At 34.7% G+C, this 24,809-nt stretch carries 28 protein-coding genes; 12 read left to right on the forward strand and 16 right to left on the reverse strand.

Features of this window, described 5'->3' with window-relative positions:
• Positions 1 to 2: 2 nt before the first annotated feature.
• Positions 3 to 1,028 carry a UDP-glucose 4-epimerase GalE gene (gene galE / locus JJL45_RS00465; RefSeq protein ID WP_068601500.1) on the reverse strand — a complete coding sequence of 342 codons (1,026 nt, stop codon included), beginning with the start codon at positions 1,026 to 1,028 and terminating at the stop codon, positions 3 to 5.
• A complete protein-coding gene (locus JJL45_RS00470; RefSeq protein ID WP_068601499.1) occupies positions 1,021 to 2,154 on the reverse strand; it encodes a DegT/DnrJ/EryC1/StrS family aminotransferase in 1,134 nt (377 codons plus the stop codon). Before JJL45_RS00470 ends, galE begins: the two co-directional genes overlap by 8 nt.
• 229 nt (positions 2,155 to 2,383) lie before the next feature.
• Here JJL45_RS00470 and JJL45_RS00475 point away from each other — a divergent pair, with 229 nt between their 5' ends.
• The 3 genes from JJL45_RS00475 to JJL45_RS00485 all read left to right on the forward strand — a co-directional run bounded on the left by JJL45_RS00475 (position 2,384) and on the right by JJL45_RS00485 (position 4,678).
• A complete protein-coding gene (locus JJL45_RS00475; protein ID WP_068601497.1) occupies positions 2,384 to 3,622 on the forward strand; it encodes a 3-deoxy-D-manno-octulosonic acid transferase in 1,239 nt (412 codons plus the stop codon).
• 76 nt (positions 3,623 to 3,698) lie between these two features.
• The gene (locus JJL45_RS00480) at positions 3,699 to 4,022 is read left to right on the forward strand and encodes a hypothetical protein (RefSeq protein WP_068601765.1); all 324 of its coding nucleotides are present in this window, start codon (positions 3,699 to 3,701) and stop codon (positions 4,020 to 4,022) included.
• A 218-nt stretch (positions 4,023 to 4,240) separates the two neighbouring features.
• Positions 4,241 to 4,678 (forward strand): hypothetical protein, encoded by a 438-nt coding sequence (locus JJL45_RS00485; protein ID WP_068601495.1) that lies wholly within the window; start codon positions 4,241 to 4,243, stop codon positions 4,676 to 4,678.
• A 98-nt stretch (positions 4,679 to 4,776) separates the two neighbouring features.
• On the opposite strand, the gene JJL45_RS00490 is transcribed toward JJL45_RS00485, so the two are convergent.
• From JJL45_RS00490 to JJL45_RS00500, 3 genes are all read right to left on the reverse strand, one after another.
• Complete coding sequence (locus JJL45_RS00490; protein ID WP_067144810.1) at positions 4,777 to 5,106, reverse strand: 2Fe-2S iron-sulfur cluster-binding protein; 330 nt, start codon at positions 5,104 to 5,106, stop codon at positions 4,777 to 4,779.
• 200 nt (positions 5,107 to 5,306) lie between these two features.
• On the reverse strand, positions 5,307 to 5,549 hold the full coding sequence (locus JJL45_RS00495) for a NifU family protein (protein ID WP_068601493.1): 243 nt from the start codon (positions 5,547 to 5,549) through the stop codon (positions 5,307 to 5,309).
• A gap of 4 nt (positions 5,550 to 5,553) precedes the next feature.
• Positions 5,554 to 6,690, reverse strand: a complete 1,137-nt coding sequence (locus JJL45_RS00500) for an Mrp/NBP35 family ATP-binding protein (protein ID WP_068601491.1) — start codon at positions 6,688 to 6,690, stop codon at positions 5,554 to 5,556.
• A gap of 453 nt (positions 6,691 to 7,143) precedes the next feature.
• Here JJL45_RS00500 and JJL45_RS00505 point away from each other — a divergent pair, with 453 nt between their 5' ends.
• Positions 7,144 to 7,542, forward strand: coding sequence for a hypothetical protein (locus JJL45_RS00505; protein WP_157614014.1), 399 nt, complete (start codon positions 7,144 to 7,146; stop codon positions 7,540 to 7,542).
• Positions 7,543 to 7,545: 3 nt separating this feature from the next.
• Here the strand turns inward: JJL45_RS00505 and JJL45_RS00510 are convergent, their stop codons facing one another.
• The 3 genes from JJL45_RS00510 to trmB are packed head-to-tail and all read right to left on the reverse strand — an operon-like array spanning position 7,546 to position 9,180.
• Entirely contained in the window at positions 7,546 to 7,878 is a 333-nt protein-coding gene (locus JJL45_RS00510) for an MGMT family protein (RefSeq protein ID WP_068601489.1), read from the reverse strand.
• Positions 7,875 to 8,504, reverse strand: a complete 630-nt coding sequence (locus JJL45_RS00515; protein ID WP_067144815.1) for a LysE family translocator — start codon at positions 8,502 to 8,504, stop codon at positions 7,875 to 7,877. The genes JJL45_RS00510 and JJL45_RS00515 overlap by 4 nt, the downstream gene beginning before the upstream one ends.
• 1 nt (position 8,505) lies before the next feature.
• On the reverse strand, positions 8,506 to 9,180 hold the full coding sequence (trmB, locus tag JJL45_RS00520; protein ID WP_068601487.1) for a tRNA (guanosine(46)-N7)-methyltransferase TrmB: 675 nt from the start codon (positions 9,178 to 9,180) through the stop codon (positions 8,506 to 8,508).
• A gap of 282 nt (positions 9,181 to 9,462) precedes the next feature.
• On the opposite strand from trmB, the gene JJL45_RS00525 reads away from it, so the two are divergent.
• Entirely contained in the window at positions 9,463 to 10,509 is a 1,047-nt protein-coding gene (locus JJL45_RS00525) for a glycosyltransferase (RefSeq protein WP_068601486.1), read from the forward strand.
• On the opposite strand, the gene JJL45_RS00530 is transcribed toward JJL45_RS00525, so the two are convergent.
• Complete coding sequence (locus JJL45_RS00530; protein ID WP_068601484.1) at positions 10,489 to 11,535, reverse strand: sensor histidine kinase; 1,047 nt, start codon at positions 11,533 to 11,535, stop codon at positions 10,489 to 10,491. The genes JJL45_RS00525 and JJL45_RS00530 overlap by 21 nt on opposite strands.
• The gene (locus JJL45_RS00535) at positions 11,535 to 12,215 is read right to left on the reverse strand and encodes a response regulator transcription factor (RefSeq protein ID WP_067144819.1); all 681 of its coding nucleotides are present in this window, start codon (positions 12,213 to 12,215) and stop codon (positions 11,535 to 11,537) included. The genes JJL45_RS00530 and JJL45_RS00535 overlap by 1 nt, the downstream gene beginning before the upstream one ends.
• A gap of 238 nt (positions 12,216 to 12,453) precedes the next feature.
• Between JJL45_RS00535 and JJL45_RS00540 the strand changes: the two genes are divergently transcribed.
• Together JJL45_RS00540 and JJL45_RS00545 are read left to right on the forward strand one after the other, a co-directional pair.
• Entirely contained in the window at positions 12,454 to 12,795 is a 342-nt protein-coding gene (locus tag JJL45_RS00540) for a T9SS type A sorting domain-containing protein (protein WP_068601481.1), read from the forward strand.
• 87 nt (positions 12,796 to 12,882) lie between these two features.
• Positions 12,883 to 13,860 (forward strand): acyl transferase, encoded by a 978-nt coding sequence (locus JJL45_RS00545; protein ID WP_068601479.1) that lies wholly within the window; start codon positions 12,883 to 12,885, stop codon positions 13,858 to 13,860.
• Positions 13,861 to 14,065: 205 nt separating this feature from the next.
• On the opposite strand, the gene tyrS is transcribed toward JJL45_RS00545, so the two are convergent.
• On the reverse strand, positions 14,066 to 15,361 hold the full coding sequence (gene tyrS, locus JJL45_RS00550; RefSeq protein WP_068601477.1) for a tyrosine--tRNA ligase: 1,296 nt from the start codon (positions 15,359 to 15,361) through the stop codon (positions 14,066 to 14,068).
• Between the two features lie 86 nt (positions 15,362 to 15,447).
• Between tyrS and JJL45_RS00555 the strand changes: the two genes are divergently transcribed.
• Entirely contained in the window at positions 15,448 to 16,449 is a 1,002-nt protein-coding gene (locus JJL45_RS00555; RefSeq protein WP_068601474.1) for an NAD-dependent epimerase/dehydratase family protein, read from the forward strand.
• Position 16,450: 1 nt separating this feature from the next.
• Here JJL45_RS00555 and JJL45_RS00560 read toward each other — a convergent pair whose 3' ends face one another.
• From JJL45_RS00560 to JJL45_RS00570, 3 genes are read right to left on the reverse strand one after another with little or no spacing between them, the layout of a single operon-like run.
• Positions 16,451 to 16,900: a DUF4296 domain-containing protein gene (locus JJL45_RS00560; RefSeq protein WP_068601473.1), complete on the reverse strand. Its 450-nt coding sequence runs from the start codon at positions 16,898 to 16,900 to the stop codon at positions 16,451 to 16,453.
• Positions 16,897 to 18,243 carry a dihydroorotase gene (locus JJL45_RS00565; protein WP_068601471.1) on the reverse strand — a complete coding sequence of 449 codons (1,347 nt, stop codon included), beginning with the start codon at positions 18,241 to 18,243 and terminating at the stop codon, positions 16,897 to 16,899. Before JJL45_RS00565 ends, JJL45_RS00560 begins: the two co-directional genes overlap by 4 nt.
• Positions 18,244 to 18,249: 6 nt before the next feature.
• Positions 18,250 to 18,972: a polyprenol monophosphomannose synthase gene (locus JJL45_RS00570; RefSeq protein ID WP_068601469.1), complete on the reverse strand. Its 723-nt coding sequence runs from the start codon at positions 18,970 to 18,972 to the stop codon at positions 18,250 to 18,252.
• A 118-nt stretch (positions 18,973 to 19,090) separates the two neighbouring features.
• On the opposite strand from JJL45_RS00570, the gene JJL45_RS00575 reads away from it, so the two are divergent.
• Positions 19,091 to 19,738 (forward strand): DUF4271 domain-containing protein, encoded by a 648-nt coding sequence (locus JJL45_RS00575; RefSeq protein WP_068601467.1) that lies wholly within the window; start codon positions 19,091 to 19,093, stop codon positions 19,736 to 19,738.
• 21 nt (positions 19,739 to 19,759) lie between these two features.
• Positions 19,760 to 20,509 (forward strand): uroporphyrinogen-III synthase, encoded by a 750-nt coding sequence (locus JJL45_RS00580; protein WP_068601465.1) that lies wholly within the window; start codon positions 19,760 to 19,762, stop codon positions 20,507 to 20,509.
• Between the two features lie 79 nt (positions 20,510 to 20,588).
• Here JJL45_RS00580 and pckA read toward each other — a convergent pair whose 3' ends face one another.
• Together pckA and JJL45_RS00590 are read right to left on the reverse strand one after the other, a co-directional pair.
• On the reverse strand, positions 20,589 to 22,205 hold the full coding sequence (gene pckA / locus JJL45_RS00585; protein ID WP_068601464.1) for a phosphoenolpyruvate carboxykinase (ATP): 1,617 nt from the start codon (positions 22,203 to 22,205) through the stop codon (positions 20,589 to 20,591).
• A gap of 55 nt (positions 22,206 to 22,260) precedes the next feature.
• On the reverse strand, positions 22,261 to 22,662 hold the full coding sequence (locus JJL45_RS00590; protein WP_068601462.1) for a DUF423 domain-containing protein: 402 nt from the start codon (positions 22,660 to 22,662) through the stop codon (positions 22,261 to 22,263).
• A 107-nt stretch (positions 22,663 to 22,769) separates the two neighbouring features.
• Here JJL45_RS00590 and JJL45_RS00595 point away from each other — a divergent pair, with 107 nt between their 5' ends.
• Both JJL45_RS00595 and JJL45_RS00600 read left to right on the forward strand, forming a co-directional pair.
• On the forward strand, positions 22,770 to 24,110 hold the full coding sequence (locus JJL45_RS00595; RefSeq protein WP_068601460.1) for a saccharopine dehydrogenase family protein: 1,341 nt from the start codon (positions 22,770 to 22,772) through the stop codon (positions 24,108 to 24,110).
• A gap of 209 nt (positions 24,111 to 24,319) precedes the next feature.
• Positions 24,320 to 24,790 (forward strand): Lrp/AsnC ligand binding domain-containing protein, encoded by a 471-nt coding sequence (locus tag JJL45_RS00600; RefSeq protein WP_067144832.1) that lies wholly within the window; start codon positions 24,320 to 24,322, stop codon positions 24,788 to 24,790.
• Positions 24,791 to 24,809 lie beyond the last annotated feature (19 nt).

Below are 24,809 nucleotides of genomic sequence, written 5' to 3' on the forward strand. Positions count from 1 at the left end.
GCTTACTGTTCCGCTCTTACTTTTTGTTCCCACTTCCAAGCCGAACGCATCGCATCGTCTAAAGAAAGTTTTGTTTTCCAGCCTAACTCATCGTTAGCTTTATTCGTATCGGCATAAGCAGAGATAATATCTCCTGCTCTTCTACCTACGATTTTATAATTTAATTTTTCACCAGAAACTTTTTCAAAGGACTTTACAACTTCTAAAACCGAGCTACCCGTTCCTGTACCTAGGTTAAAGGTTTCATAATTCGCTTTGTTTTTTCCTTCTAACAAACGTTGTAAAGCTACCACGTGTGCTTTAGCTAAATCTACCACGTGAATATAATCACGAATACAGGTACCATCTGGCGTAGGGTAATCATCACCAAAAACAGATAATTGCTCACGTAAACCAATGGCTGTTTGGGTAATAAACGGCACTAAGTTTTGAGGTACTCCAATAGGAAGCTCTCCTATTGCAGCAGATTCATGAGCTCCAACAGGATTGAAATAGCGCAGTGCTATAGCTTTTAAGCTTGGAACCACTTTACAGGTATCACTAATAATTTCTTCTCCTATTTGTTTGGTATTTCCATAAGGGGATTCAGCTTGTTTTACAGGGGCGTTTTCTGTGATTGGTAGCTCATCTGCCTGACCGTAAACCGTACAAGAAGAACTAAAAATAAAAGAGGCTTCAGGTAGTTTTTTCAACTCTTTTAAAAGATAAACCAACGTGCTTATATTGTTTTCATAATACAATAAAGGCTCTTGTACACTTTCGCCAACAGCTTTACTCGCTGCGAAATGTATCACACCTTTGATGTCGTTATGTTTAGCAAAAAAAGCTTCAACGCCAGCCTTTTCTTTTAAATCTAACTTTTCAAAAAGTGGTGTTTTACCTGTTATGGCTGTGATGCCGTCTAATACTTTTTCAGAAGAATTCGATAAATCATCAATAATTACGACTTCATATCCTTCATTCTGAAGTTCTACTACAGTGTGCGAACCTATAAAACCAAGGCCGCCTGTGACTAAAATTTTACTCATTTAAATAGCTTATTATAGTTGTTGTTATAAAATGTATTTGTTCGTCGTCCAATTCGGTGTGCATAGGTAATGAAATCACTTCCTTAACCAATTGATTAGTCACTTCAAAATCGGCTTCATTATAACGCTCATCTACATAGGCTTTTTGTCTATGCAGTGGAATTGGATAGTACACACCACAAGGAATGTCATTTTCATTTAGGTGCTTTACTAAGGCATCACGATCTACACCCTTAACTTGTAAAGTATATTGGTGAAATACATGATTATCTATATCGCCATAACGATAAGGCGTAACAATATTTTCAAGACCGTTAAAAGCCGCATCATATTTATTTGCAGCTTCAATTCTACGATTATTATACTGATCTAAAAGTGGTAGTTTAGCATCTAAAACCGCAGCCTGAATACTATCTAAGCGCGAATTAACCCCAACGACATCATGATGGTAACGTTCGTACATCCCGTGATTTACAATTCCGCGAATGGTATGAGCTAAATCATCATCATTTGTAAAAATAGCACCACCATCGCCATAACACCCTAAATTCTTAGATGGAAAAAAAGAAGTCGCACCAACATCGCCAATAGTCCCTGCTTTTACTTTTGTACCATCGGCATAGGTATAATTGGCTCCAATAGCTTGGGCGTTATCTTCAATTACAAATAAATTATGAGCTTTTGCTAGCTCCATAATCGCTTCCATATTGGCACATTGCCCAAAAAGGTGCACTGGTACAATCGCCTTGGTTTTTGGCGTAATAGCGTTTTTAATCGCTTCTATATTAATATTGAAATCATCTGCATTAACATCAACTAAAACGGGTGTTAATTGAAGTAAGGCAATCACTTCAACCGTGGCTGCAAAGGTAAAATCGGCTGTAATCACCTCATCCCCTGGCTTTAATCCTAACCCCATCATAGCAATTTGAAGGGCATCGGTACCATTGGCACACGGAATAACGTGCTTTACGTCTAAATAAGTTTCTAGGTTTTTCTGAAATTCGTGAACTTTAGGACCGTTTACAAAGGCGGTGTTTTCTATAACCTCTTGAATGGAAGGATTAACAATATCTTTAATCTCACTATATTGACCTTTAAGGTCTACCATTTGAATTTTTTTCATCTAAAAAAGAGTTGAGCCTGCTAAATCATAAGATTAGCAAAGACTAATTTTAATGAAACTCAAACTGAGTTTACAGTACACAAATTTACAAAATGATTGGGTTTCTAGGGCCTTATAAAAAGAATAATATGGATGATGTCTAGTTAAATTCCAGTCATGAATTTTAATAAATTTTGCTTTTAATTCCTATAATATTTTAAAGTCATGTATTTTAGCACAAAGAAAAATAGTGGATTTACTTTATAATATAGGCACCCAAATAACCAACGCGGTATTACCGCTTAGCGGCATTTTTAGTGATAAGCTAAAAAAAGGCGTTATTGGTAGGAAAAACACCTTTTCTATATTAAAAAACGAATTAAACCCCGGCGATAAAACCCTTTGGTTTCACTGCGCTTCCTTAGGTGAGTACGAGCAAGGCCTCCCGGTTTTTCAAGCGTTACGCCAACACTATTCGGAACATAAAATAGTGCTGAGTTTTTTTTCACCATCGGGCTATGAAATTCGCAAAAACAGTCCCATTGCCGATGTTGTCGTTTACTTACCTATAGATACGAAGGCCCATGCTAAACGCTTTTTAAACCTTGTAAATCCTGAGCTTACTATTTTTGTTAAGTATGATATTTGGCCCAATTACTTAAAAAAATTAAAAAAACGTCAGGGTAAAGCTATTTTAATCTCGGCGGCTTTTCGAGAAAACCAGCCTTACTTTAAATATTATGGAAAACCTTTAAGAGATGCCTTATTTGCTTTCGAGCATATTTTCACTCAAAACGAAGTCTCTCAAACCTTGCTTCATTCTATAAACTACCGAAATACTACTATTACTGGCGACACAAGGTACGATAGGGTTTACAACCAATTAAGCATCGATAATACTTTAGATTTTATTGAAACTTTTAAAGATAATAAGTTGTGCATTGTTGCCGGTAGCACTTGGCCTGAAGGCGAAGCACTGTTAATAAACTTCATCAATAACCATAGTAATAAAGACATCAAGTTTATCATTGCGCCCCACAATATAAAATCTGATCAGATAAATCATATTCAAAAGCAAATTAAAGCACCAACCGTACTTTTTTCTAACAAACAGCATAGTGATTTGGTTCACGCCAAAGTATTTATTGTAGACACCATTGGCATACTCACAAAAATATACAACTATGCCGATATCGCTTATGTAGGCGGCGGTTTAGGCCATACGGGGTTACACAACACTTTAGAGCCAGCTGTTTTTGGAATTCCAATAATTATTGGAAATCACTACGATAAATTTCCTGAAGCCAAAGCGCTCATAGAAAACGGAGGGATGTTCTCAATTGCCACCCAAAATCAATTTGACGCCATTTTAACAGAATTGATTGAAAACCAAAAAAAGCGACACGCTACAGGCCTTTTAAACGAAGCCTTCATAAAAAAGAATAAAGGTGCAGTAATCCAAATCTTAAATTATCTACGTATATTATAGCGTTTAACGCAATGCTTTTTTTGTTATTGTGTTAAATGCATGTTTAAAACTAAATATTAACACCAAACCCGAAAAAATGAAAAAAGTAATTTTAAGTACCGTTTTATGTGCCGTTTTATCTTTAAGTTTCACCTCTTGTAGGGATTCGAAAAAAGCAGAATCTGCAAAAGAAGCCATGCATGAGTCGGCAGATAAAGCAGGTGAAGCCATTGAAGACGCTGCTGATGCTACAGGCGAAGCGCTAGAAGATGCAGCTCACGCTACGGAAAATGCCGTTGAAAACGCTGTAGATGCCACTGGAGAAGCTTTAGAAAATGCTGCTGATGCTACAGAAGATGCCGTTAAAGAAACGTCAGACAAAGTAAAAAAAGAAGTTAATAAAATTGGTGACGACAAATAAAACACCATCCTTATTTATATTTAACCTTATAGGATTAACCTATTAAACACTATTAAATTCAGGCTATGGTTTCTTAATATGAGATACCATTAATTTCGTATTATGTCGTTCTTTTATTTCATTACAACGTAAATGAATAAGGCCAATTTTATGGTTAAAAAAAAGTTATTAATTTAGCCCTAAGAAATAATCAAACCAATATTACAAATTTCAAAATTATGAAAAAATCAATTTTAAGTACTTTAGCTCTTACAGCTTTAATCGTATCATTTACGTCATGTAAAGATAATGCCAAAGCAGCTGAACCTACTCCAACAACTGAAGAACCTACAGAAGAAGTTGTTGTTGTTGAAGAAGAGGAGATCGTAGTGGAAGACGCCACTGAAAACTCAGAAGAGACTACAGAAGAAGCAGGTACGGTAGAAAAAGCCCATTCAACATCTTCAAGTGATGCTCCATTAAATCACGATGGATCTTACGGCGATGTTAAGGATGCAGAAACTGTAGAAGTTACTTACTCTTACACAGTAATGGGAAAATCAATCTCTGGATCTAAAACTTTTTCAGGACACCAAAAAGAAGTAGAAACTGCTGTTCAAAAGTTTGGTGATTCCCTTAAAAAAATTGATCCAAATATCAAGATTACTTCAAAATAATTGTCTTATTTAATAGGAGACAAATACTTAAAAAGCCCCTAAATAAGGGGCTTTTTAAATTATAATAGCTTTATATACTATAATGGCATTTTAAAAAATTAACTCTCTGGAGCTAATTCAACTTCAAGCCCTTCCATTTCAGGAGTTATTTGAATTTGACATCCTAAACGGCTATTGTCTTTAACGTCGAATGCCTCAGAAAGCATTGCCTCTTCATCATCACCCATTTCAGGCAAAACGGTATCACTTAAGACGTAGCATTGACACGAAGCGCACATAGCCATACCACCACAAACCCCAATGGTTCCTTCTGGAGCTAATTCATAGGACCTTACCACTTCCATAAGATTCATTGCCATATCGGTTGGCGCAACAATCTCATGTGTAACACCATCTCTGTCTGTTATTTTGATATTAATATCTTCCATTACTTAATTTTTGTTCGTGCAAACGCACCTCACATTAATTTTGAATACAAATTTAAACGAAGCACCTTTATTATTATAAGTTTTATAAGGGTAATTAAAAAAAGTTTCTAAAAAATATTAAATTTTTAAAATTCTATATTTTTTAGAAACCCTTTTGCATTGAAACAATAATTTAATTGAGGCTTTAATAGCTCTTTAAATTAATCTTCAATATTAATAACCTGCTCAATTTGAGGCGCATATTTTTTAATAGTCATTTCCACACCAGATTTAAGTGTCATTTGATTCACACTGCACCCTACGCAAGCACCTTCCAAACGTACTTTTACCAAATTATCATTTTCAATAGATAGCAATGAAATATCACCGCCATCACTTTGTAAAAAAGGACGAATTTCTTCAAGTGCTTTTTCAACATTCATTTTTAACTCTTCTGATGTCATATTCTTATTTTTTAACCGCTGCACAACCAGCCATTGTTGTTATTTTAATAGCCTCTGTAGGCGGTAAATCATCGTTTCTTCGAACTACTTCCTGAACCACATTCTGTGTGATTTTTTCAAATGCTTTTTCTAGAGGTGCTCCTGTTTGAAGCGCTGCAGGACGACCAACGTCTCCAGCTTCTCTTATACTTTGTACCAGAGGTAACTCACCTAAAAACGGTACTTTTAAATCCTCTGCTAGGTGTTTCGCACCTTCTTTTCCAAATATGAAATATTTATTATTTGGTAATTCTTCTGGTGTAAAGTACGCCATATTTTCAATCAATCCTAAAACAGGCACATTGATACTGTCTTGTTGAAACATCGCAACTCCTTTTTTAGCATCAGCTAATGCCACATTTTGAGGCGTGCTTACAATAACAGCCCCAGTTATAGGCAGCGACTGCATGATACTTAAATGAATATCTCCAGTTCCAGGAGGTAAATCTAACAATAAGAAATCTAGTTCTCCCCAGTGGGCATCAAAAATCATTTGATTTAAAGCTTTGGCGGCCATTGGTCCTCTCCAAACTACCGCTTGGTTAGGCTGTGTAAAAAAACCAATAGATAACACCTTTACGTTATAATTTTCGATGGGTTTCATTTTCGATTTCCCCTCAACATTAACAGCTAAAGGTTTTTCGTTAACCACATCAAACATGATAGGAATTGAAGGCCCGTAAATATCGGCATCTAAAACACCAACTTTAAAGCCCATTTTCGCTAATGATACGGCTAAATTTGCTGTAACGGTAGATTTCCCAACACCACCCTTACCGGATGCCACAGCGATAATATTTTGAATCCCTGGAACAGGTTTACCTTTAATCACATTTGGTTTTGGAGTTTCTGGCGCTTCAACTTTTACATTGACTTTAATTTTAGCCTTCTCGTAAACCTTTTCGTGAATGGTTTTTAAAATATCAACTTCAGTACGTTTTTTCGCCTGCAGACTTGGGTTCTTTATGGTAATTTCAACAATAACTTCGTCTCCAAAAGTTACCACATTTTTAACAGCCCCACTTTCAACCATGTTTTGTCCTTCTCCTGGAACTGTAATGCTTTCGAGTGCTGTTAAAATATCTTTCTTATTAAGCTTCATTTATTCAAATTAATTCTAACTACAAAGATAATTAATAATGCGCTAAGACGGAAGTGCTATCCTATAAGTTTTGTTTATAATTAACTTTAGTTTAAGGTTCTAAAGCCGTAAGTTTTGTAGCCAATTAATTGCTAATTGACTAATTATACTATTACCCACTTCATTTGCAAAGCTTAAAACTTCATATAAACAACGGTTTTATTGCTAATTTTCACCTGTTAAAAACAGCAAATTCTAAAAGGAGATCATGATAAATTACGAAGAATGCATTAAAGATTTTTTTATGCATACATAACATACTTGTTTAAAGAATTTCGTATCTTAGTAAAGACCAAACTAGTATAAAAACAGCTATTTTCAATATAACCCAAATCGTATATTGAAGTTTTTATTACTTACATAGGTTCGTACAACCTAAGGCACCTACATAATAACAGTTTAATATAACTAATTATGTTTAAGATGTTTAACTTCGAAAGCAAGGCCACGCGAGAGGATTGTAAATTCATAATTGATATTATAAATAACTATTCTGAAGATCAATCTATCAAAAAATTAATTTCACCAATTTCTGATGAATACTATTTATTAGATGAAAAAAACCAAGTTTCAATCTGTATTGCCGATGACGAAATAATACTTGCAAATCACATTTACCTTTACAAAAAAGCTTTTAATCTAGCCTTTACCAGCGATCTTAAAAAAATTATTAAGAGACAAATGGAAAAAGAAATGCAGGATTTAAAGAAAACCCTCTTTAAGAATGAAATTAATCTTTTAGATAAAATCTTGAAGCTTTCTGCTCGTAAGAAAAAAGCGCTTACCATAACGCCTAACTTAAAATCAAGCTAATCGTTACTGCAATGCTTCAGATGGATTCCAAAACACTTTCTCGATACTTTGAATTTGGTTGTCTTTTACCAGAACACCTTCATTTTCGAGAAGCTGCTGCATTAAATTTGTACCCTCAAAATGATGCTTGCCCGTTAATAAACCTTTCCGGTTTACTACGCGGTGCGCAGGCACGTCCTTACCATGCGCATTATTCATGGCGTACCCTACCATCCTTGCACTTCGCGGAGCACCTAGATAGTTCGCAATAGCCCCGTAACTCGTTACACTTCCATAGGGAATTTGCTTTACCACATCATATACACGTTCGAAAAAACTTAGTGTTTCTGGTTTCATGATCCTCTAATAATTCCTATAATAGTCACTATAGACATGATAGCTGTGATACCACCAATAAGGCGGTTCATATTTTTCTGAGAAGTGAGGGCCTTACTCTTTATTTTATCAAAAAAGAAAATATACAAATACAAGGTCGCGAATGATCCCATAACAGCTCCAGCGACATAAGAAATCACACTAATTTTCTCGAAAGTTATCCACCCCAAAGAAGCCAATGAAATGGTCATATAAGCTTGGTACGGTATAGGAAACACGTTTAAAGCCGACATGAGTACCCCTTGAAAAAAACGGCTGTGCTTACTTCTTTTTTGAAGTTTGACTTCCTTAGGTTCTTTAGATTTTGCTATAAACAAAAAGTAAATGGTAATTAAAATGAAGATAACAACGGCTACGCGCCTTAGCACATCAACCACTTCGGGATTTGTACTTAAGTAACTCGCAAAAATGGAAGCAATATAGGTTTGTCCTAAAACCACAATACAGGCTCCTATGGAGAACATAATGCCGCGAACATGACCTTCTTTAAGACTAATTTTTGCCGCAGTCATGTTTAACAAACCCGGAGGAATGACACCTAAAAAAGCAAAGATAAAACCTAGTAAAAATACAATTGTAACCTCCAAACTATTTGATTTTAAACCTGATATAGGTAATCGCTTTGTTTTGCTCTAAGTACTGCGATTCATAAAAGGTCTGAATGGAAGTTACTTCTTCTGGGCTTCCTTCTTGTTTATACACATTATGATTGGCATAAAGTACTTCATGCCCAGCACCATGTAATAAACCAAGGGTGTAACCATGCATAAATTCACTGTCAGTTTTTAGATTCACTACACCTTCCGGTTTTAATATTTTCTTGTAACGCTCTAAGAAAATTGCGTTTGTCATACGATGCTTGGTACGCTTATATTTTATTTGTGGGTCTGGAAATGTAATCCATATCTCATCGACCTCACCTTCGGCAAAAGCATGATCAATAAGCTCTATTTGAGTACGTAAGAAAGCTACATTTGAAATTCCATCTTCAATGGCAGTTTTTGCCCCGCGCCAGAATCGCGCCCCTTTAATATCAATTCCAATGAAATTTTTATCTGGATATTTTTGAGCTAAAGCCACAGAATACTCTCCTTTACCACAACCTAACTCTAAAACTAAAGGGTTGTTATTTTTAAAAACTTCAGTGCGCCACTGCCCTTTTAATTTGAATTGAGATTCTACAAGTTCATCTCTTGTAGGTTGAAATACATTTGAAAATGTTTCGTTTTCCTTAAATCTTCTGAGTTTATTTTTACTTCCCAAGGTATGCTAACTATTTTTAATTATTTAATTTCACTGCTGTAAGCGTTTGCAAAAGTATGACAACGTTAAGCTATTTTAAAACAATGAATTAACAATTAATTATTATTTGAAATAGATTTGGTAAAATTAAGGAAATATAAAAGAGTGGTAATACACTTATCTTTGAAATTATAAAAATTTTCACAAGCTACATGGCGAAGTGAAAAACATGGATATTCAAGGTTCGCTGTGGTGATGATACAGCGCTTTGCTCAATGCAAAATGAAAAAGTAACTCCTACTTATGAAAAAGCAAATTTTGGTCGCTCCATTAAACTGGGGCCTAGGTCATGCCACGCGATGCATACCGATAATAAACGCTTTAATTGCAGAAAATTTTACACCAATAATAGCCAGTGATGGTGCTGCATTAGCCCTATTAAGAAAGGAATTCCCTAATGTATCATCTATCGAACTGCCTTCGTATAACGTAACCTACGCCAAAAACGGAAAACACTTTAAATTAAAACTGATTAAAGACTCCCCTAAGCTTCTAAAAGCTATAAAAAGGGAAAAAAAAGCAGTTGCTGAAATTCTAGATACACACGATATTGCTGGAATTATTTCTGATAATAGAATGGGTGTAAGAAACAAAAAAGTGCCTTCTATTTTTATAACGCATCAACTATATGTTTTAAGCGGAAGCACCTCTTGGTTGAGTACTAAAATGCATCAAAAATTTATAAAGAAATTTGACAGATGCTGGGTACCCGACATTCCTGGAGAACCGAATTTAAGTGGCAAACTAGGTCATGTAAAAACATTTGATATCCCTACGGAATATATTGGACCTTTAAGCCGATTTACAGCATCAAACGAGGTAATCAAAAATGATTTGATGGTTTTAATTTCAGGGCCAGAACCGCAACGTTCTTTATTAGAAGAAAAACTTTTACAAGAACTTAAAAGCTTCACTGGAAAAATTGTTTTTGTAAGAGGTCAAATGGAAGCCCAACAAACCAAAGAGGTTTTTGGAAACATCACGATTTATAATTTCATGACTTCCAATTTACTTGAAAAAACCATCAATGAAAGCGCTTTAATCATCTCACGCTCTGGTTATACCACGGTCATGGATTTAGCGAAACTTAACAAAAAGGCCTTTTTTATTCCAACGCCCGGACAATTTGAACAAGAGTATCTTGCAGAAAGACTTTGGGAATTAAGTATGGTTCCTACCTGTAAACAAGATGCGTTTACCATAGATAAACTCGATGAAGTTTTAGCCTATGAAGGATTGAAAGCTTTTGACTTCACGCCTGATTATAAATCACTGTTCAGCTTTTTCTAAAGTGAAAGAAAACTCGCTACCGATACCTTCTTCACTTTCTACATAGATTTTCTCTTTATGCGCTTCTATAATATGTTTTACAATAGACAAGCCAAGACCTGACCCACCCTCTCTTCGAGATCCACTTTTATCTACACGATAAAAACGTTCAAACAAACGTGGTAAATGCATTTTAGCAATGCCTTCACCATTATCGGTTACCCGAATGATGACTTTGTTTTTAATAAGGTTTTCGATACTTATTTCGGTGGTTCCTCGTTCACTTCCGTATTTAATAGAATTCACAATTAAGTTTGCTAAAACTTGTTGTACACGCTCTTTATCAGCTCGCACAAAAACAGGAGTTGTGTATTTTCTATCAAAAGTTAAAGTAATATCCTTTTTGTTAGCCTTCATTTCCAGCATGTCAAAAACTTGCCTTATAAGTTCTACGATATTAAAAACCTCATATTGCAGTCTAAGATCACCCACCTCAAGCTTAGTAATCATATCCAAATCTTTGATAATAAAACCAAGTCTTTCGATACCCTTACTTGCACGTTCTAAATATTTTTTTCTGATTTCCTTATCGTCTGCTGCTCCATCTAACAAAGTTAAAATATACCCTTGAACCGTAAATAAGGGTGTTTTTAATTCATGAGACACATTACCGATAAACTCTTTACGATACTCCTCGCGAACCCTTAAGGTTTCAATTTCAATCTTTTTATCCTTAGCATAACGATCGATATCCTCGGTAAGAGTTTTAATATTTGTTGTAATAGGACCTTTAGAAAGATTAGCCGACTCCAGCAGGGTTAAATCATCGTATATTTTTTTAATACGCTTATAAATAAACCGTTCAACATTATACTGAATGATGACTAAAGAGAATAAAAACACGATTATACTAAACAAAGCAAGCCAATACCAGTATAAGGCTTCTAGATAGTACAAAAAAACACCCATTACGAGTGTTGTGTAAAGGGCAATCCATAGCGATGTTCTTACCGCAAAACGATATGATTTTTTAAATTGAGAAGGCATTAATCAACAAACTTATAACCCACGCCTTTAATCGTTTTAAAACTATCATCCCCTAATTTTTCACGAAGTTTTCTGATGTGAACATCGATGGTTCTACCACCAACAACCACTTCATTACCCCAAACAGCATCTAAAATTTCGTCTCTTTTAAACACTTTTCCAGGCTTGGAAGCTAATAATGAAAGTAATTCAAATTCTTTTCTAGGCAGAATGATTTCAACACCTTTAGAAGTGATTTTATATTCGTCGCGGTTAATAATTAAACTACCAATTTTCATGGTATCGGCAACATCTTCCTCTTTAAAGCGTCTTAATAGCGCTTTCACCTTACTAACTAAAACTTTTGGTTTTATAGGCTTCGTTATATAATCATCGGCACCAGCATCAAAACCAGCTACTTGAGAATAGTCTTCTCCTCTAGCTGTTAAAAATGTAACAATACTGTTTTTTAAATCTGGATTTTTTCTGATGATTTCACAGGCTTCAATACCATCCATTTCAGGCATCATAACATCTAAAATAATAAGATGCGGCAATTCTTTTTTAGCCTTTTTAACACCTTCTTGTCCGTTTTCAGCTGTAATCACTTGGTAGCCTTCGCTAGATAAATTATATCCAACAATTTCTAAAATATCTGGTTCATCATCAACCAGTAAAATTTTTATATCCTTTTTTTTCATTGTAGTTACGACGTTTGTCGAAGTAAAGATAGAACTAATAACACAATTTAAATAAAATTACATTATTAATAACACTAAGATAACAATACTGTTACAAAGATTTAAATTTAACCTTAAAAACCAAATTTTTAACAGTTTTATGGCACCACTTTTGATACAAAACACTAACTTTATACCTTACTAATTATGAGAGGTCTAAAGCCTAAAATCATAACCTAGTATTAACTAATTTCAACAAATGGTAAAAAACTACTTTTTTTATATTTTTCTTATTTTCACTTTGTTTATAGCGCTGCCTTCAGAAGCTCAAAATAAAGAGACCATATCGTCTGCCATAGAAAATATTCCAGGTTTAACCATTTACCCTAACCCGGTTAATAGTCAAAACACTTACGTCCATATTATCTCAAAATTAAACGCCCCTAAACAAGTTCAAATTTTCGATGTCCTTGGTAAGCGATTAATGTCTAAAAATCTAGTTGGAAGAGAATTAAACATCTCCCAACTTAGTAAAGGGATTTACATTTTAAAAATAACAGAAAAAGGTCAAAGTGAAACCCGTAAGCTTGTTATTAAGTAGCATCAAAACTTAAAATAAATCTATTTAAAGCGTTGCAATAGCAGTGCTTTTTTATTTTACATACTTTTGTATCATATCAATAAAAGAATGGATAGTAATACGATTTTCAATATACAAAACGCAGCCGATTTCGAAGATGTCGCTTTACAAGTTTTCAACTTTCAGTTTAAAAACAATAGGGTTTATCGTTCTTTTTGCGATTTGTTATACATTCACCCTAGTGAAGTTACTAGCATACAACAAATCCCTTTTTTACCGATTCAGTTTTTTAAAACGCGTGACATTTTAAGTTCCCAATCTGCCATACAAACAACCTTTACCAGCTCTGGAACTACAGGCAATGAGACCAGCAAACACCATGTTACAGATCTTGAGGTTTACAACAAAAGTTTTACCAAGGGTTTTGAACAATTTTACGGCCCTATTGAAGATTATGTCATTTTAGGACTTCTACCCTCCTATTTGGAGCGTCAGGGCTCGTCGTTAATATACATGGTCGATGCCATGATAAAAATCTCTAAACATCCTGAAAGCGGATTTTATTTGAATAATCTTGAAGAATTAAAAGAAGCTCTGATTAAACTAGATGCTGAAGGCAAAAAAGTATTACTAATAGGAGTTTCATTTGCCTTATTAGATTTGGTTGAAACCTATCAGTTCCAATTAAAAAACACCATAATCATGGAAACTGGAGGCATGAAAGGCAAACGTAAAGAACTGATTAGAAATGAGCTTCATGACATTCTTAAATCAGGTTTTGGCGTTGAAAACATCCATAGTGAATACGGTATGACCGAACTATTAAGTCAGGCCTACTCCCAAGGACAAGGTGTTTTTGAGTGTCCGCCATGGATGAAAATACTAACCAGAGACACCGAAGATGCCCTAAACATACAACCAGCAGAAAAAGCTGGTGGACTGAATATTATTGATATGGCCAACATCAATTCCTGCGCTTTTATTGCCACGCAAGATTTAGGTCGTGTGAAAACTGACGGCTCTTTTGAGGTAATAGGCCGTTTTGATAATGCTGATATTCGCGGTTGTAATCTTATGGTTTTATAAAAAACAATATATCTTGTAAGTTATGCAAGCGCATACCGTCTAAAGCTACAGTTAGAAAAAGAAAAATTTAATTATTAGTTACAAAAGAACGCCTGATTTATTACTAAATCAGGCGTTCTTATTTTATAAATATTTGAAACAAAAAGTATTATAAAATCAAAGGGCTATTGATAACACCCCCCTAAACAAAAACGTTTACGTTCAACTAAACCACTTGCAACACAAAGTAATTCTTCTTACCGCGTTGTAAAAGCACGAACTTATCATTAATCAAATCAGCTGATGTAATTTTAAAATCGTCCTTCACCTTTTCTTTATTCACAGAAATCGAGTTCTCTTTTAATGCACGTCTTGCTTCGCCGTTAGACTTTAAAAATCCACCTTGCTCGGCTAGTGCAGCAATAATATCTAAACCATTATCAATTTCAGATTTTGAGATTTGTGTTTGTGGCACGCCATCAAAAACATCTAAAAAGGTTTTTTCGTTTAAAGCTTTTAAATCTTCACTGGTAGATTTTCCGAAAAGAATATTACTTGCTTTAATAGCATTGTCTAAATCCTCTTTAGAATGTACCATGGTTGTAATTTCTTCTGCCAAACGCTTTTGCAAAGCACGTAAATGCGGTGCCTGCTGATGTTCTTCAATTAAAGACTCTATAGTTTCTCTACTTAAAAAGGTAAAGATTTTAATATATTTTTCAGCATCAACATCACTGGTATTCAGCCAATATTGGTAGAATTTATAAGGAGAAGTTCTTTCGGCATCAAGCCAAATATTACCACCTTCTGTTTTTCCGAATTTGGTTCCATCTGCTTTAGTGATTAAAGGCCAAGTTAAGGCATAACCCTTTCCAGCATCAACACGACGAATCAATTCGGTTCCCGTGGTAATGTTTCCCCATTGATCACTACCGCCCATTTGAAGCGTACAGTTTTTATCGCGGTATAAATGTAAAAAATCGTAACCTTGAACCAATTGATAAGTGAACTCGGTAAAACTCATTCCAACAGACGACTCGGAAGACAAACGTTTCTTAACCGAATCTTTAGCCATCATATAGTTCACAGTTATATGCTTTCCAACATCTCTAATAAATTCAAGGAATGAAAAGGTCTTCATCCAATCGTAGTTATTCACAATAACAGCAGCATTATCGGCATCACTATCAAAGTCTAAAAACCTTGAAAGTTGTTCTTTAATAGCGTTTTGGTTATGAATAAGCGTTTCTTCGTTAAGCAAATTACGCTCTGCCGATTTTCCTGAAGGATCGCCAATCATTCCTGTTGCACCACCTACAAGCGCTACAGGCTTATGTCCTGACAACTGAAAATGTCTCAAGCCCATAACACCAACCAGATGCCCAATATGCAGCGAATCAGCTGTAGGATCGATACCCACATATGCCAAACGCATCGCTTCTAATAAGTGTTCTTCAGTACCTGGCATACTATCTTGGATCATACCGCGCCATGTCAATTCTTCAACAAAATTCTTTATCATTTTAACTCTTTTTAAAAAACCTAGGCAAAGATAAAAATACATATATATTAAGGCATCAATTATGAATAATTCTTTAATTTAGTTGCATGATTTTAGTAACAGGAGGAACCGGTTTAGTTGGCGCACATTTACTTTACAGACTTACTTCGGAAGGTAAAAAAGTAAGAGCCATTTACAGAAGTAAAAAAAGCTTAAAACACACCAAAAACGTGTTTTCTTGTTACACTGAAAACCCTGAAGCCTTATTCAATACTATCGATTGGGTAAAAGCCGATATTTTGGATATCCCAGATTTAACTGAAGCCTTCAAAGACATTACCCTAGTTTATCACTGTGCCGCTCTAGTCGCTTTCGAACCAAATAAATACTATAAATTACGAAAAACAAACATTGAAGGCACGGCAAATTTGGTTAATTTATCACTTAGTCATGCCATTAAAAAGCTTTGCTACGTAAGCTCTATTGCCACTATTGGAGACACCTTAAACCAATCACCCATAACTGAAGACAGTATTTGGAACCCCGAAGAAGACCATAACGATTATGCCATTACAAAATATGGTGCCGAAATGGAAGTTTGGCGTGGCACTCAGGAAGGTTTAGATGCTATAATTGTAAATCCGGGAGTGATTTTAGGCCCTGGCATTTGGAAAAACGGCACCGGGAGTTTGTTTAAAAAAGCCTCAAAAGGCATCAACTATTATACATCAGGCACTATTGCTTTAGTTGATGTTGAAGATGTGGTTTCTGTAATGATATCACTTACCAACAGCGACATTAAAAATGAACGCTATATTTTAGTTGCTGAAAACTGGCACTACAAAAAATTCATTACGGCTCTTAGCGAAGCTGTTCAATCCAATCCGCCTAAAAAATTAGCAAGCAGAAAACTTTTAAGTTTTGCTTGGCGTATGGATTGGTTAAAACACAAACTCACAGGACAAAAAAGACAATTAACGAAACACTTAGCCAAAACTTTAGACACTGAGAAAAATTACAGCAGTGCCAAAATAAAAACCGCTTTAAACTATAAATTTAAAGCGGTTGATACATCTATCGTAAAAATTGGACAGCACTATTTAAAATAACTCAATCCATTATAATAGGCTTTACAAGCTTTAAAGAATCCCTTTCAGCCTCGCCTTTTAGTGAAGCTTCTTCTTCTTTTTTAGTTTGCGCTTTCCATTCGTCAGCCTGAAGCGTCTTTAATTCCTCATGCAATCGCTCTAAACTATCAATCGCTTTGTTATAAATATCATCGTAAATTTCTACATGAAAAGCGTAGTAGGCATTACTGTCGGCAAACTGAGTACTATCAATCTTATATTTTCTATACACATAAGTATTCACATCTAAATTACTGTCTTTCATAATTCTCTTATTCGCAGAATTCGTAGAAGTAAGCAATTTAGAATCGATTAATATATTAACCATTTTATCCTCAGGAATTAAGTTTTCAGGTTTTTCCGGACCTTTAAACCTGTTACAGGCAAAGGACAACAACATTCCCAAACATAAAATTACACGTTTTAAAATCATCTTGTAAAAGTTAATCGCTTTGCAGCTTTAACATTTTTAAATTCAGCATTCTGATACACTAAGCTACCATTTAAAAAAGTGTGAGTCACTCGAGATCTAAAGGTGGTACCTTCAAAAGGAGACCAACCGCATTTATACAAAATATTATCTTTATTTACCGTCCATGGTGTATTTAAATCAACTAAAACTAAGTCAGCAAAATAACCTTCTTTAATAAAACCACGCTTTTCCACTTGAAATAAAATGGCTGGGTTATGACACATTTTTTCAACTACTTTTTCCAAAGAAATTTTACCTCGGTGATACATTTCTAACATCGCAGGTAAAGCATGTTGAACCAAAGGTCCTCCTGAAGGCGCTTTAGTATAAACGTTATCTTTTTCTTGTTTGGTATGTGGCGCATGATCGGTGGCTATCACATCAATTCTACCATCGAGTAAAGCTTTCCAAAGTTGCTCTCTGTCGGAAGCTGTTTTCACTGCAGGATTCCACTTTATCAACGTCCCTTTTTTATCGTAGTCTTCATCTGAAAACCATAAATGATGTATACAAACTTCCGCTGTTATTTTCTTATCCTTTAATGGAATTTTATTAGAAAACAAACTTGTTTCCTTTCCTGTAGATAAGTGAAAAATATGCAAACGGGCTCCCGTTTTCTTGGCTAATTCAATGGCTTTTGAAGATGATAAATAACAAGCTTCTTCACTTCTAATTAAAGGGTGATACTTCACAGGTATGTCATCGCCATATTCGTCGTGATATTTCTTAAAATTAGCCTTAATTGTGCCTTCATCTTCACAATGCACTGAAATAAGCAAATCGGTGCTTTTAAAAATATTTTCTAAAACTTCAGGGTTATCAACAAGCATATTACCTGTAGATGAACCAAGAAATAATTTTAATCCAGCAACATTCGTTTTATCAACTTTTAAAATTTCATCCAAATTGTCGTTGGTTCCTCCAAACATAAAAGAATAATTGGCTAGTGATGTTTCGGCAGCAATAGCAAACTTTTCTTCTAGTTTTTCAATAGTGGTGGTTTGCGGATTGGTATTTGGCATTTCAATAAAAGATGTGATACCCCCTGCAATTGCAGCTCTTGATTCGGTAGCAATCGTAGCTTTTTCGGTTAAACCAGGCTCTCTAAAATGCACTTGATCATCTATAATACCTGGTAAAATATATTTGCCTTCTGCATCAACGATATTTACATCGGCAGATTTCGCACTTATCGATTCATCAATTTGTTTAATAATTTCGCCTTCAATTAATATATCACCGCTAAACACTTTACCTTCATTGACAATTTTAGCGTTTTTAATAAGTGTAGTTTTCTCTTTCATTGGTTTCTACTTTTTAAATAGACTTTTTATCTTCATTGAAATAACTCCAAAAATGGCTTCGGAAATTATGCTTGAACTTAATTTAGATTCGCCTCGTGTTCTATCTGTAAAAATTACAGGCACCTCAATAATTTTAAACCCTTTTAAATAGGCTTTAAATTTCATTTCAATTTGAAAGGCATAACCAATAAATTTAATAGTTTTTAAATCGATAGCCTCCAAAACCTCTCGTTTATAGCACACAAATCCAGCCGTAGTATCCTGAATATTCATACCTGTAATGAAACGCACATATTTTGATGCCAAATACGACATTAAAACCCTTCCCATTGGCCAATTGACAACATTCACTCCTGTAACATATCGAGAACCGATAGACAAACCTGCGCCTTCTTTGTGACAGGCATTATAAAGCTTAATAACGTCATCTGGATTGTGAGAAAAATCGGCATCCATTTCAAATATATAACGATAATCTCTCGCCAAGCACCAATTAAATCCGTGAATATAAGCTGTTCCTAAACCAGATTTTTCCTTTCTAGTTTCTAAAAAAAGCTTTCCTTCAAATTCCTTTTGAAGCTCTTTAACTTTTAATCCTGTTAAATCGGGCGAATTATCATCAACAATAAGAATATGTAAATCAACTGGTTGCAAGAACACTGCTCGAATAATCGCTTCTACATTTTCAATCTCATTATACGTTGGAATAATAACAACTGTATCAGGCATATTTTTTAATTATCGCAATCCATTTTATTTTGACAAATGTACATGATTAAGCCATTATATTTTTTAAAAAATCCCTAATAATACGCTAAAAAACTAAAATTTATAATAATTTTATGCCATGCTTCGTAACATAATTTCAAACGAGATATTTACAATATTAATTATTGTTGGATTAGCCATAGTAGCTACGGCTAAATTATTGGCTCCAAAACGGTTTCATGACTTTATGCTGGTTTTAGGTAACGATCGTTATCTTAAAATACATGCCAGAGATCAAAAGTTTTTCGATAGGTTCGATGCCTTGCTTTTTGGCAATTTGGCCATTTCGTTATCCTTGTTTTGCTTCATAATCTATAGGCAAACAACAACCGTGAATGACATTCCAATAAACGACATGCTAAAATTTGGTATTTGTTTGGCTGTTTTCATCCTAATAAAAGTGTTGTTTGAACGTTTAATTGGAAGTGTTTTTGAAATTGATAGCTTAACCGACCATTATTTATTTCAAAAAATAACCTTTATTAACTATTTGGGTGTGCTATTACTGCCAATAAATGCGATCTTATTGTATAGCATCCCACCTACATTGCCTATAATTTACGGTATCATTATTTTATTGTTAATTATTAACATCATTGGCTTAATCAGTTCATTTAAAACCTATCAAAGTATAATAAAATTAAACTTGTTTTATTTTATTTTGTATCTTTGCACTCTCGAAATCGCACCCTATATTATTTTATATAAGGTGTTTGTTTCTAACTAAAGACAATCGACCTGATCCCTTATGAAAGTAAAAACAATTTTGGTATCTCAACCAGAGCCTAAAATAGAGAACTCTCCCTACTTTGATTTACAACAAAAACAACGTGTAAAAATTGATTTTAGACCTTTTATTCATGTTGAAGGCGTGTCCGCTAAAGAAATTAGACAGCAAAAAATCGATTTAAAAAACTACACAGCTATTATTTTAACAAGTAGAAATGCTGTAGATCATTTTTTTAGAATCGCCGACGAGATGCGATTTAAAGTTCCTGATACTTTAAAATATTTTTGTCAGTCTGAAGCTGTTGCATACTACCTACAAAAATACGTGGTGTACAGAAAACGTAAAATTTATGTTGGAAAACGTACTTTTTCTGAGCTTTCTCCACTTATTAAAAAGTATAAAGACGAAAAATTCTTATTACCAAATACTGATAAAGTAAAACCTGAGGTTCCTAACACTTTAGACGCTTTAGGTGTAGACTGGAAACAAGCTACTTTTTACAAAACCGTGGTTAGTGATTTATCTGATTTAGCAGATGTATCTTACGATGTTCTTGTATTTTTCAGCCCTTCAGGAATTGAATCATTATTTCAAAATTTCCCTGACTTTAAGCAAAACAACACACGTATCGCGGTATTTGGAAATACAACCATTAAGGCTGTCGAAGAAAAAGGTTTACGTGTAGATATTGCTGCGCCAACCCCTGAAACTCCTTCGATGACTATGGCTTTAGAAAAGTATATTGAAAAAGCCAATAAAGGAAAATAATAACAGACGTTATTAATAATACATAAAAAAGGGGATGATTTAAAAAAATCATCCCCTTTTTAGTAAGCTATATTTTAATTTAAAAAGCGTAGCGTTGCGGCCCTCCACGTCGAATTTCTTCAGTACAGTGCTCCTCGAACTTTTTAAAATTCTCGCGAAATGCATTTGTTAATTTAAAAGCCGTTGTATAGTAAGCTTCATCATCGTTCCATGTAGCTCTTGGACTTAACACATCGGTTGGAACACCTGGACAACTTCTAGGTTGTGCCACGCCAAAAACAGAATGGATGTGGTAATCGTCGTAATTATACAAGCCTAAATCACCATTAAGCACCGCATTAATCATGGCACGTGTATATTTTAATTTCATCCGTGTTCCTACACCGTAAGGACCTCCTGTCCAACCCGTGTTCACCAACCAAACATTTACACCAGCTTCAGTCATTTTTGCACTTAACATTTCCGCATATTTAGCAGGATGTAATGGCATAAAAGGCGCTCCGAAACAAGCCGAAAATGAAGGCACGGGCTCTACAACACCGGCTTCGGTACCAGCTACCTTAGCAGTATACCCAGAAATAAAATGATACGCTGCCTGACTAGGTGTTAATTTTGAAATGGGAGGAATTACCCCAAAGGCATCAGCTGTTAAAAAGAATATGTTTTTTGGGTTCTTTCCTATAGACGGTACTTGAATATTTTCAATGTGATGAATAGGATAACTTACTCTAGTATTTTGAGTGATAGATGTATCAGCGAAATCGACTTTACCACTATCATCTAAAATAACATTTTCTAAAATGGCACCTTTTTTAATAGCATCAAAAATTTCAGGTTCCTGGTCTCTAGATAAGTTAATAACTTTCGCATAGCAACCCCCTTCAAAATTAAATATGGTGTTTTCTTTAGTCCACCCATGTTCATCATCACCTATTAAACTACGATCCGGATCGGTAGAAAGCGTTGTTTTTCCTGTTCCAGAAAGCCCGAAAAACACAGCAGTATCACCTGCTTTACCCACATTCGCGCTACAGTGCATTGGCATGGTTTCTTTAAAAACAGGCAAAATGAAATTTAAGGCTGAAAAAATACCTTTTTTAATCTCACCGGTATATCCCGTTCCTCCAATAAGCGCTATTTTTTTAGTAAAATCTAAAATCGCAAAATTATGTTGCCTGGTACCATCAACTTCAGGATCGGCCATAAAACCTGGAGCATTAACAATAGTCCACTCCGGATTGAAATGATTCAATTCGGCTTCAGTTGGACGCAAAAACATATTATAAGCAAACTGGTTGCTCCATGGATATTCATTAATGACACGAATATTCAACTTATAATTTTCATCCGCGCAAGCGTAGCTATCTCGCACATAAACTTCTTTATTCGATAAATAATCGACCACTTTATTATAGAGCTTATCAAACTTTTCAGGTTCAAAAGGAATATTTACTTTACCCCACCAAATACGATCTTTAGTAACATCGTCTTTTACAATAAAGCGATCTTGAGGAGAACGGCCTGTAAACTCGCCGGTTTTTATAGCCAGTGCCCCAGAATCGGCCTCTACACCCTGTCCTTTTTCAATGGTGATAGCTTGTAATTCTTCTGGTGATAATTGATAATTAATTTTAGCATTTTTAATACCATATTGATCTAACGAAATGGTTTTGACAACCTGATTTTGATTTTCCATATTTTGCCTTAAATTATTTATTCTGTAAAATTAATATAATTATTATAAATAAAATTTAATTAACATCAATTTTAGACTTGTTTTTTATCAAATTCGCAACCATTAGACCCCAAGCTAAAATCAACAATAGCCCCCCAATAGGTGTAATAAATCCAATCACTTTAAAGTCAAATGAGGTTAATGCGTTGGTAGCTAATCCATAAATGGAGCCTGAGAAAAAAATCACCCCCACCAAAACCAAATAATAGATGGCTTTTTTGGCTTTGAAACTCATGAAACCAGTTCCTCCAATGATAAGCAATAAAAAAGCATGATACATTTGGTAGCGTACCCCAGTTTCAAATGTTTGAATTGATGATTCTGTAATCAAAGCTTTTAATCCATGAGCACCAAAAGCGCCCAAAATAATACTTAGCATCCCTAAAATAGCTCCAGTAACTAACAGTCGTTTATTCATTTATCTTAAATTATTGTTTATAATTATTTTTAATATTCATATTTTAGTGAAGCACAGCTTCTAGAAATGCAGCCGTGTTTCACAAAATTACCTAAACATAAATTAATATGAGACAGATTTTAGTGATTGGATCCGGAAAATCGACCTCTTATCTGTTAAAGTATTTATGTGACCATGCATTTTCTGAAGACCTCTTCATTACGGTAGCCGATTTACATATAGAAAACGCCGAAAGTTTCATTCAAAATAACGCCAGAGCTCAAGCTATTAAACTGGACATTTTTGATGCTGCCTCCCGATTTGACTTGATAAAAAAAGCAGATATCGTCATTTCTATGCTTCCTGCTCATCTTCACATTGATATTGCTAAAGACTGTTTAAAAGCTAACAAGCATATGGTTACAGCCTCTTATGTAAGTCCAGAAATGCAGGCTCTAGATGTAGAAGCACGTTCTAAAAACCTTATTTTTCTTAATGAAATTGGTGTTGACCCAGGATTAGATCACATGAGCGCGATGCAGATTATTGATCGCCTACGAGAAAATGGAGCTCAAATACTTTCATTTGAGTCCTATACCGGCGGATTAATTGCTCCTGAATGTGACAACAATCCTTGGCATTATAAATTTACATGGAACCCGAGAAATGTTGTACTTGCAGGGCAACACGGAACAGCAAAATATTTAAAAGAAGGAAGCTATAAATACATTCACTACCACCAACTTTTTAAACGCGTAGAACCATTAAGTATTAAACCTTACGGTGATTTTGAAGTATATGCCAATAGAGATTCGTTACAATACAAAGACCTCTATCAACTCAACCAGGTTAAAACCCTCTTACGAGGCACAATTCGTCGAAGTGGATTTTGCGAAGCCTGGCATGTTTTTGTTTCCTTAGGCATGACCGACAATAGCTATAGCATGATAGGCAGTGAGTCCTTGAGTCATCGGGACTTCTTGAACGCCTTCCTGCCCTACCACCCAAGCAAATCGGTGGAATCAAAATTAAAAGATGCATTACAAATAGATGCCCATCACCACATATGGGAAAAACTAGAATCTCTAAATCTATTTAATAACAGCAGTTATTGCGGTATTAAGAATGCGACCCCTGCACAAATGCTGGAAAAGATATTGACGGATGCCTGGTCTTTAACAAAAACCGACAAGGATATGCTGGTTATGTACCACAAGATAGGCTACAAAATGAACAACAAAAACCACGAATTGAACAGTAATCTAGTTGTTATAGGAGAAGATAGCACTTATACAGCCATGTCCAAAACTGTAGGCGTCCCTATTGCCATAGCGACCTGTGCTATTTTAAATAAAAAAATAACACAGGTAGGCGTGCAAATACCAATAGCGAAAACCATTTACAGTCCTATTTTAAAAGAACTACAAGACTTTGGAATAATTTTTAATGAACACATAAAAATTTATTAAGAATTCTCTTGTTAAATCAGGGATTTAACGAAAATTTAAAGCACCCCTAATCTACATTGTATTTTTTAACATTTAAGAAATACGACACAATACTTATTGTAAATCAACGACTTACACAACAAAAGACATTCCACTCTCATAGTTAGCCCTAAAAAAATAGTTTCAATTTAAAATCAAATGTTTACATTTATGCTTTAAATTATAACCAAATGAACACTAAACCAAAAACTATAGCCATTGATGGTATAGACAAAAAGATTCTGCGCGTATTGACGGAAGACGCCAGAACGCCTATACTTGAAATAGCCAGGAATGTAGGGATTTCTGGAGCGGCCATACATCAGCGATTAAAAAAACTTGAAAAATCAAAACTTTTATCTGGATCAAAATTTGTAATTAACCCTAAAGTATTAGGCTATTCAACAATGGCTTTCGTAGGGGTATATCTCGATAAAGCAGCAAATACTGATGATGTGGTAAAAGCATTAAGGCGTTTTCCTGAGGTTTTGGAATGTCATTTCACCACAGGTAATTACAATTTATTCATAAAATTACTATCGATTGATAATGAGCATTTAATGCATCTGCTCAATAAAAACATTCAATCTATTGAAGGCGTTTTAAGAACAGAATCGCTCATTTCTCTAGATCAACAAATTGACAGACAAATACTAGTATAAAAAAAAAGAGGCCTTATAA

Origin of the sequence: Tamlana sp. s12 (assembly GCF_016767215.1) — a bacterium.
Classification (GTDB): Bacteria; Bacteroidota; Bacteroidia; order Flavobacteriales; family Flavobacteriaceae; genus Pseudotamlana; species Pseudotamlana agarivorans.

Coding starts and splice junctions, on each gene's coding strand:
- JJL45_RS00595 (WP_068601460.1), top strand. CDS start 22,770: ATGAGACAGATTTTAGTGATTGGATCCGGAAAATCGACCTCTTATCTG.
- JJL45_RS00470 (WP_068601499.1), bottom strand. CDS start 2,154: ATGAAAAAAATTCAAATGGTAGACCTTAAAGGTCAATATAGTGAGATT.
- JJL45_RS00545 (WP_068601479.1), top strand. CDS start 12,883: ATGGATAGTAATACGATTTTCAATATACAAAACGCAGCCGATTTCGAA.
- JJL45_RS00495 (WP_068601493.1), bottom strand. CDS start 5,549: ATGACATCAGAAGAGTTAAAAATGAATGTTGAAAAAGCACTTGAAGAA.
- JJL45_RS00540 (WP_068601481.1), top strand. CDS start 12,454: ATGGTAAAAAACTACTTTTTTTATATTTTTCTTATTTTCACTTTGTTT.
- JJL45_RS00535 (WP_067144819.1), bottom strand. CDS start 12,215: ATGAAAAAAAAGGATATAAAAATTTTACTGGTTGATGATGAACCAGAT.
- tyrS (WP_068601477.1), bottom strand. CDS start 15,361: ATGATAAAGAATTTTGTTGAAGAATTGACATGGCGCGGTATGATCCAA.
- pckA (WP_068601464.1), bottom strand. CDS start 22,205: ATGGAAAATCAAAATCAGGTTGTCAAAACCATTTCGTTAGATCAATAT.
- JJL45_RS00560 (WP_068601473.1), bottom strand. CDS start 16,900: ATGATTTTAAAACGTGTAATTTTATGTTTGGGAATGTTGTTGTCCTTT.
- JJL45_RS00565 (WP_068601471.1), bottom strand. CDS start 18,243: ATGAAAGAGAAAACTACACTTATTAAAAACGCTAAAATTGTCAATGAA.
- JJL45_RS00530 (WP_068601484.1), bottom strand. CDS start 11,535: ATGCCTTCTCAATTTAAAAAATCATATCGTTTTGCGGTAAGAACATCG.
- JJL45_RS00505 (WP_157614014.1), top strand. CDS start 7,144: ATGTTTAAGATGTTTAACTTCGAAAGCAAGGCCACGCGAGAGGATTGT.
- JJL45_RS00485 (WP_068601495.1), top strand. CDS start 4,241: ATGAAAAAATCAATTTTAAGTACTTTAGCTCTTACAGCTTTAATCGTA.
- JJL45_RS00575 (WP_068601467.1), top strand. CDS start 19,091: ATGCTTCGTAACATAATTTCAAACGAGATATTTACAATATTAATTATT.
- JJL45_RS00480 (WP_068601765.1), top strand. CDS start 3,699: ATGAAAAAAGTAATTTTAAGTACCGTTTTATGTGCCGTTTTATCTTTA.
- JJL45_RS00555 (WP_068601474.1), top strand. CDS start 15,448: ATGATTTTAGTAACAGGAGGAACCGGTTTAGTTGGCGCACATTTACTT.
- JJL45_RS00510 (WP_068601489.1), bottom strand. CDS start 7,878: ATGAAACCAGAAACACTAAGTTTTTTCGAACGTGTATATGATGTGGTA.
- JJL45_RS00590 (WP_068601462.1), bottom strand. CDS start 22,662: ATGAATAAACGACTGTTAGTTACTGGAGCTATTTTAGGGATGCTAAGT.
- JJL45_RS00490 (WP_067144810.1), bottom strand. CDS start 5,106: ATGGAAGATATTAATATCAAAATAACAGACAGAGATGGTGTTACACAT.
- JJL45_RS00570 (WP_068601469.1), bottom strand. CDS start 18,972: ATGCCTGATACAGTTGTTATTATTCCAACGTATAATGAGATTGAAAAT.
- galE (WP_068601500.1), bottom strand. CDS start 1,028: ATGAGTAAAATTTTAGTCACAGGCGGCCTTGGTTTTATAGGTTCGCAC.
- JJL45_RS00600 (WP_067144832.1), top strand. CDS start 24,320: ATGAACACTAAACCAAAAACTATAGCCATTGATGGTATAGACAAAAAG.
- JJL45_RS00525 (WP_068601486.1), top strand. CDS start 9,463: ATGAAAAAGCAAATTTTGGTCGCTCCATTAAACTGGGGCCTAGGTCAT.
- JJL45_RS00500 (WP_068601491.1), bottom strand. CDS start 6,690: ATGAAGCTTAATAAGAAAGATATTTTAACAGCACTCGAAAGCATTACA.
- JJL45_RS00580 (WP_068601465.1), top strand. CDS start 19,760: ATGAAAGTAAAAACAATTTTGGTATCTCAACCAGAGCCTAAAATAGAG.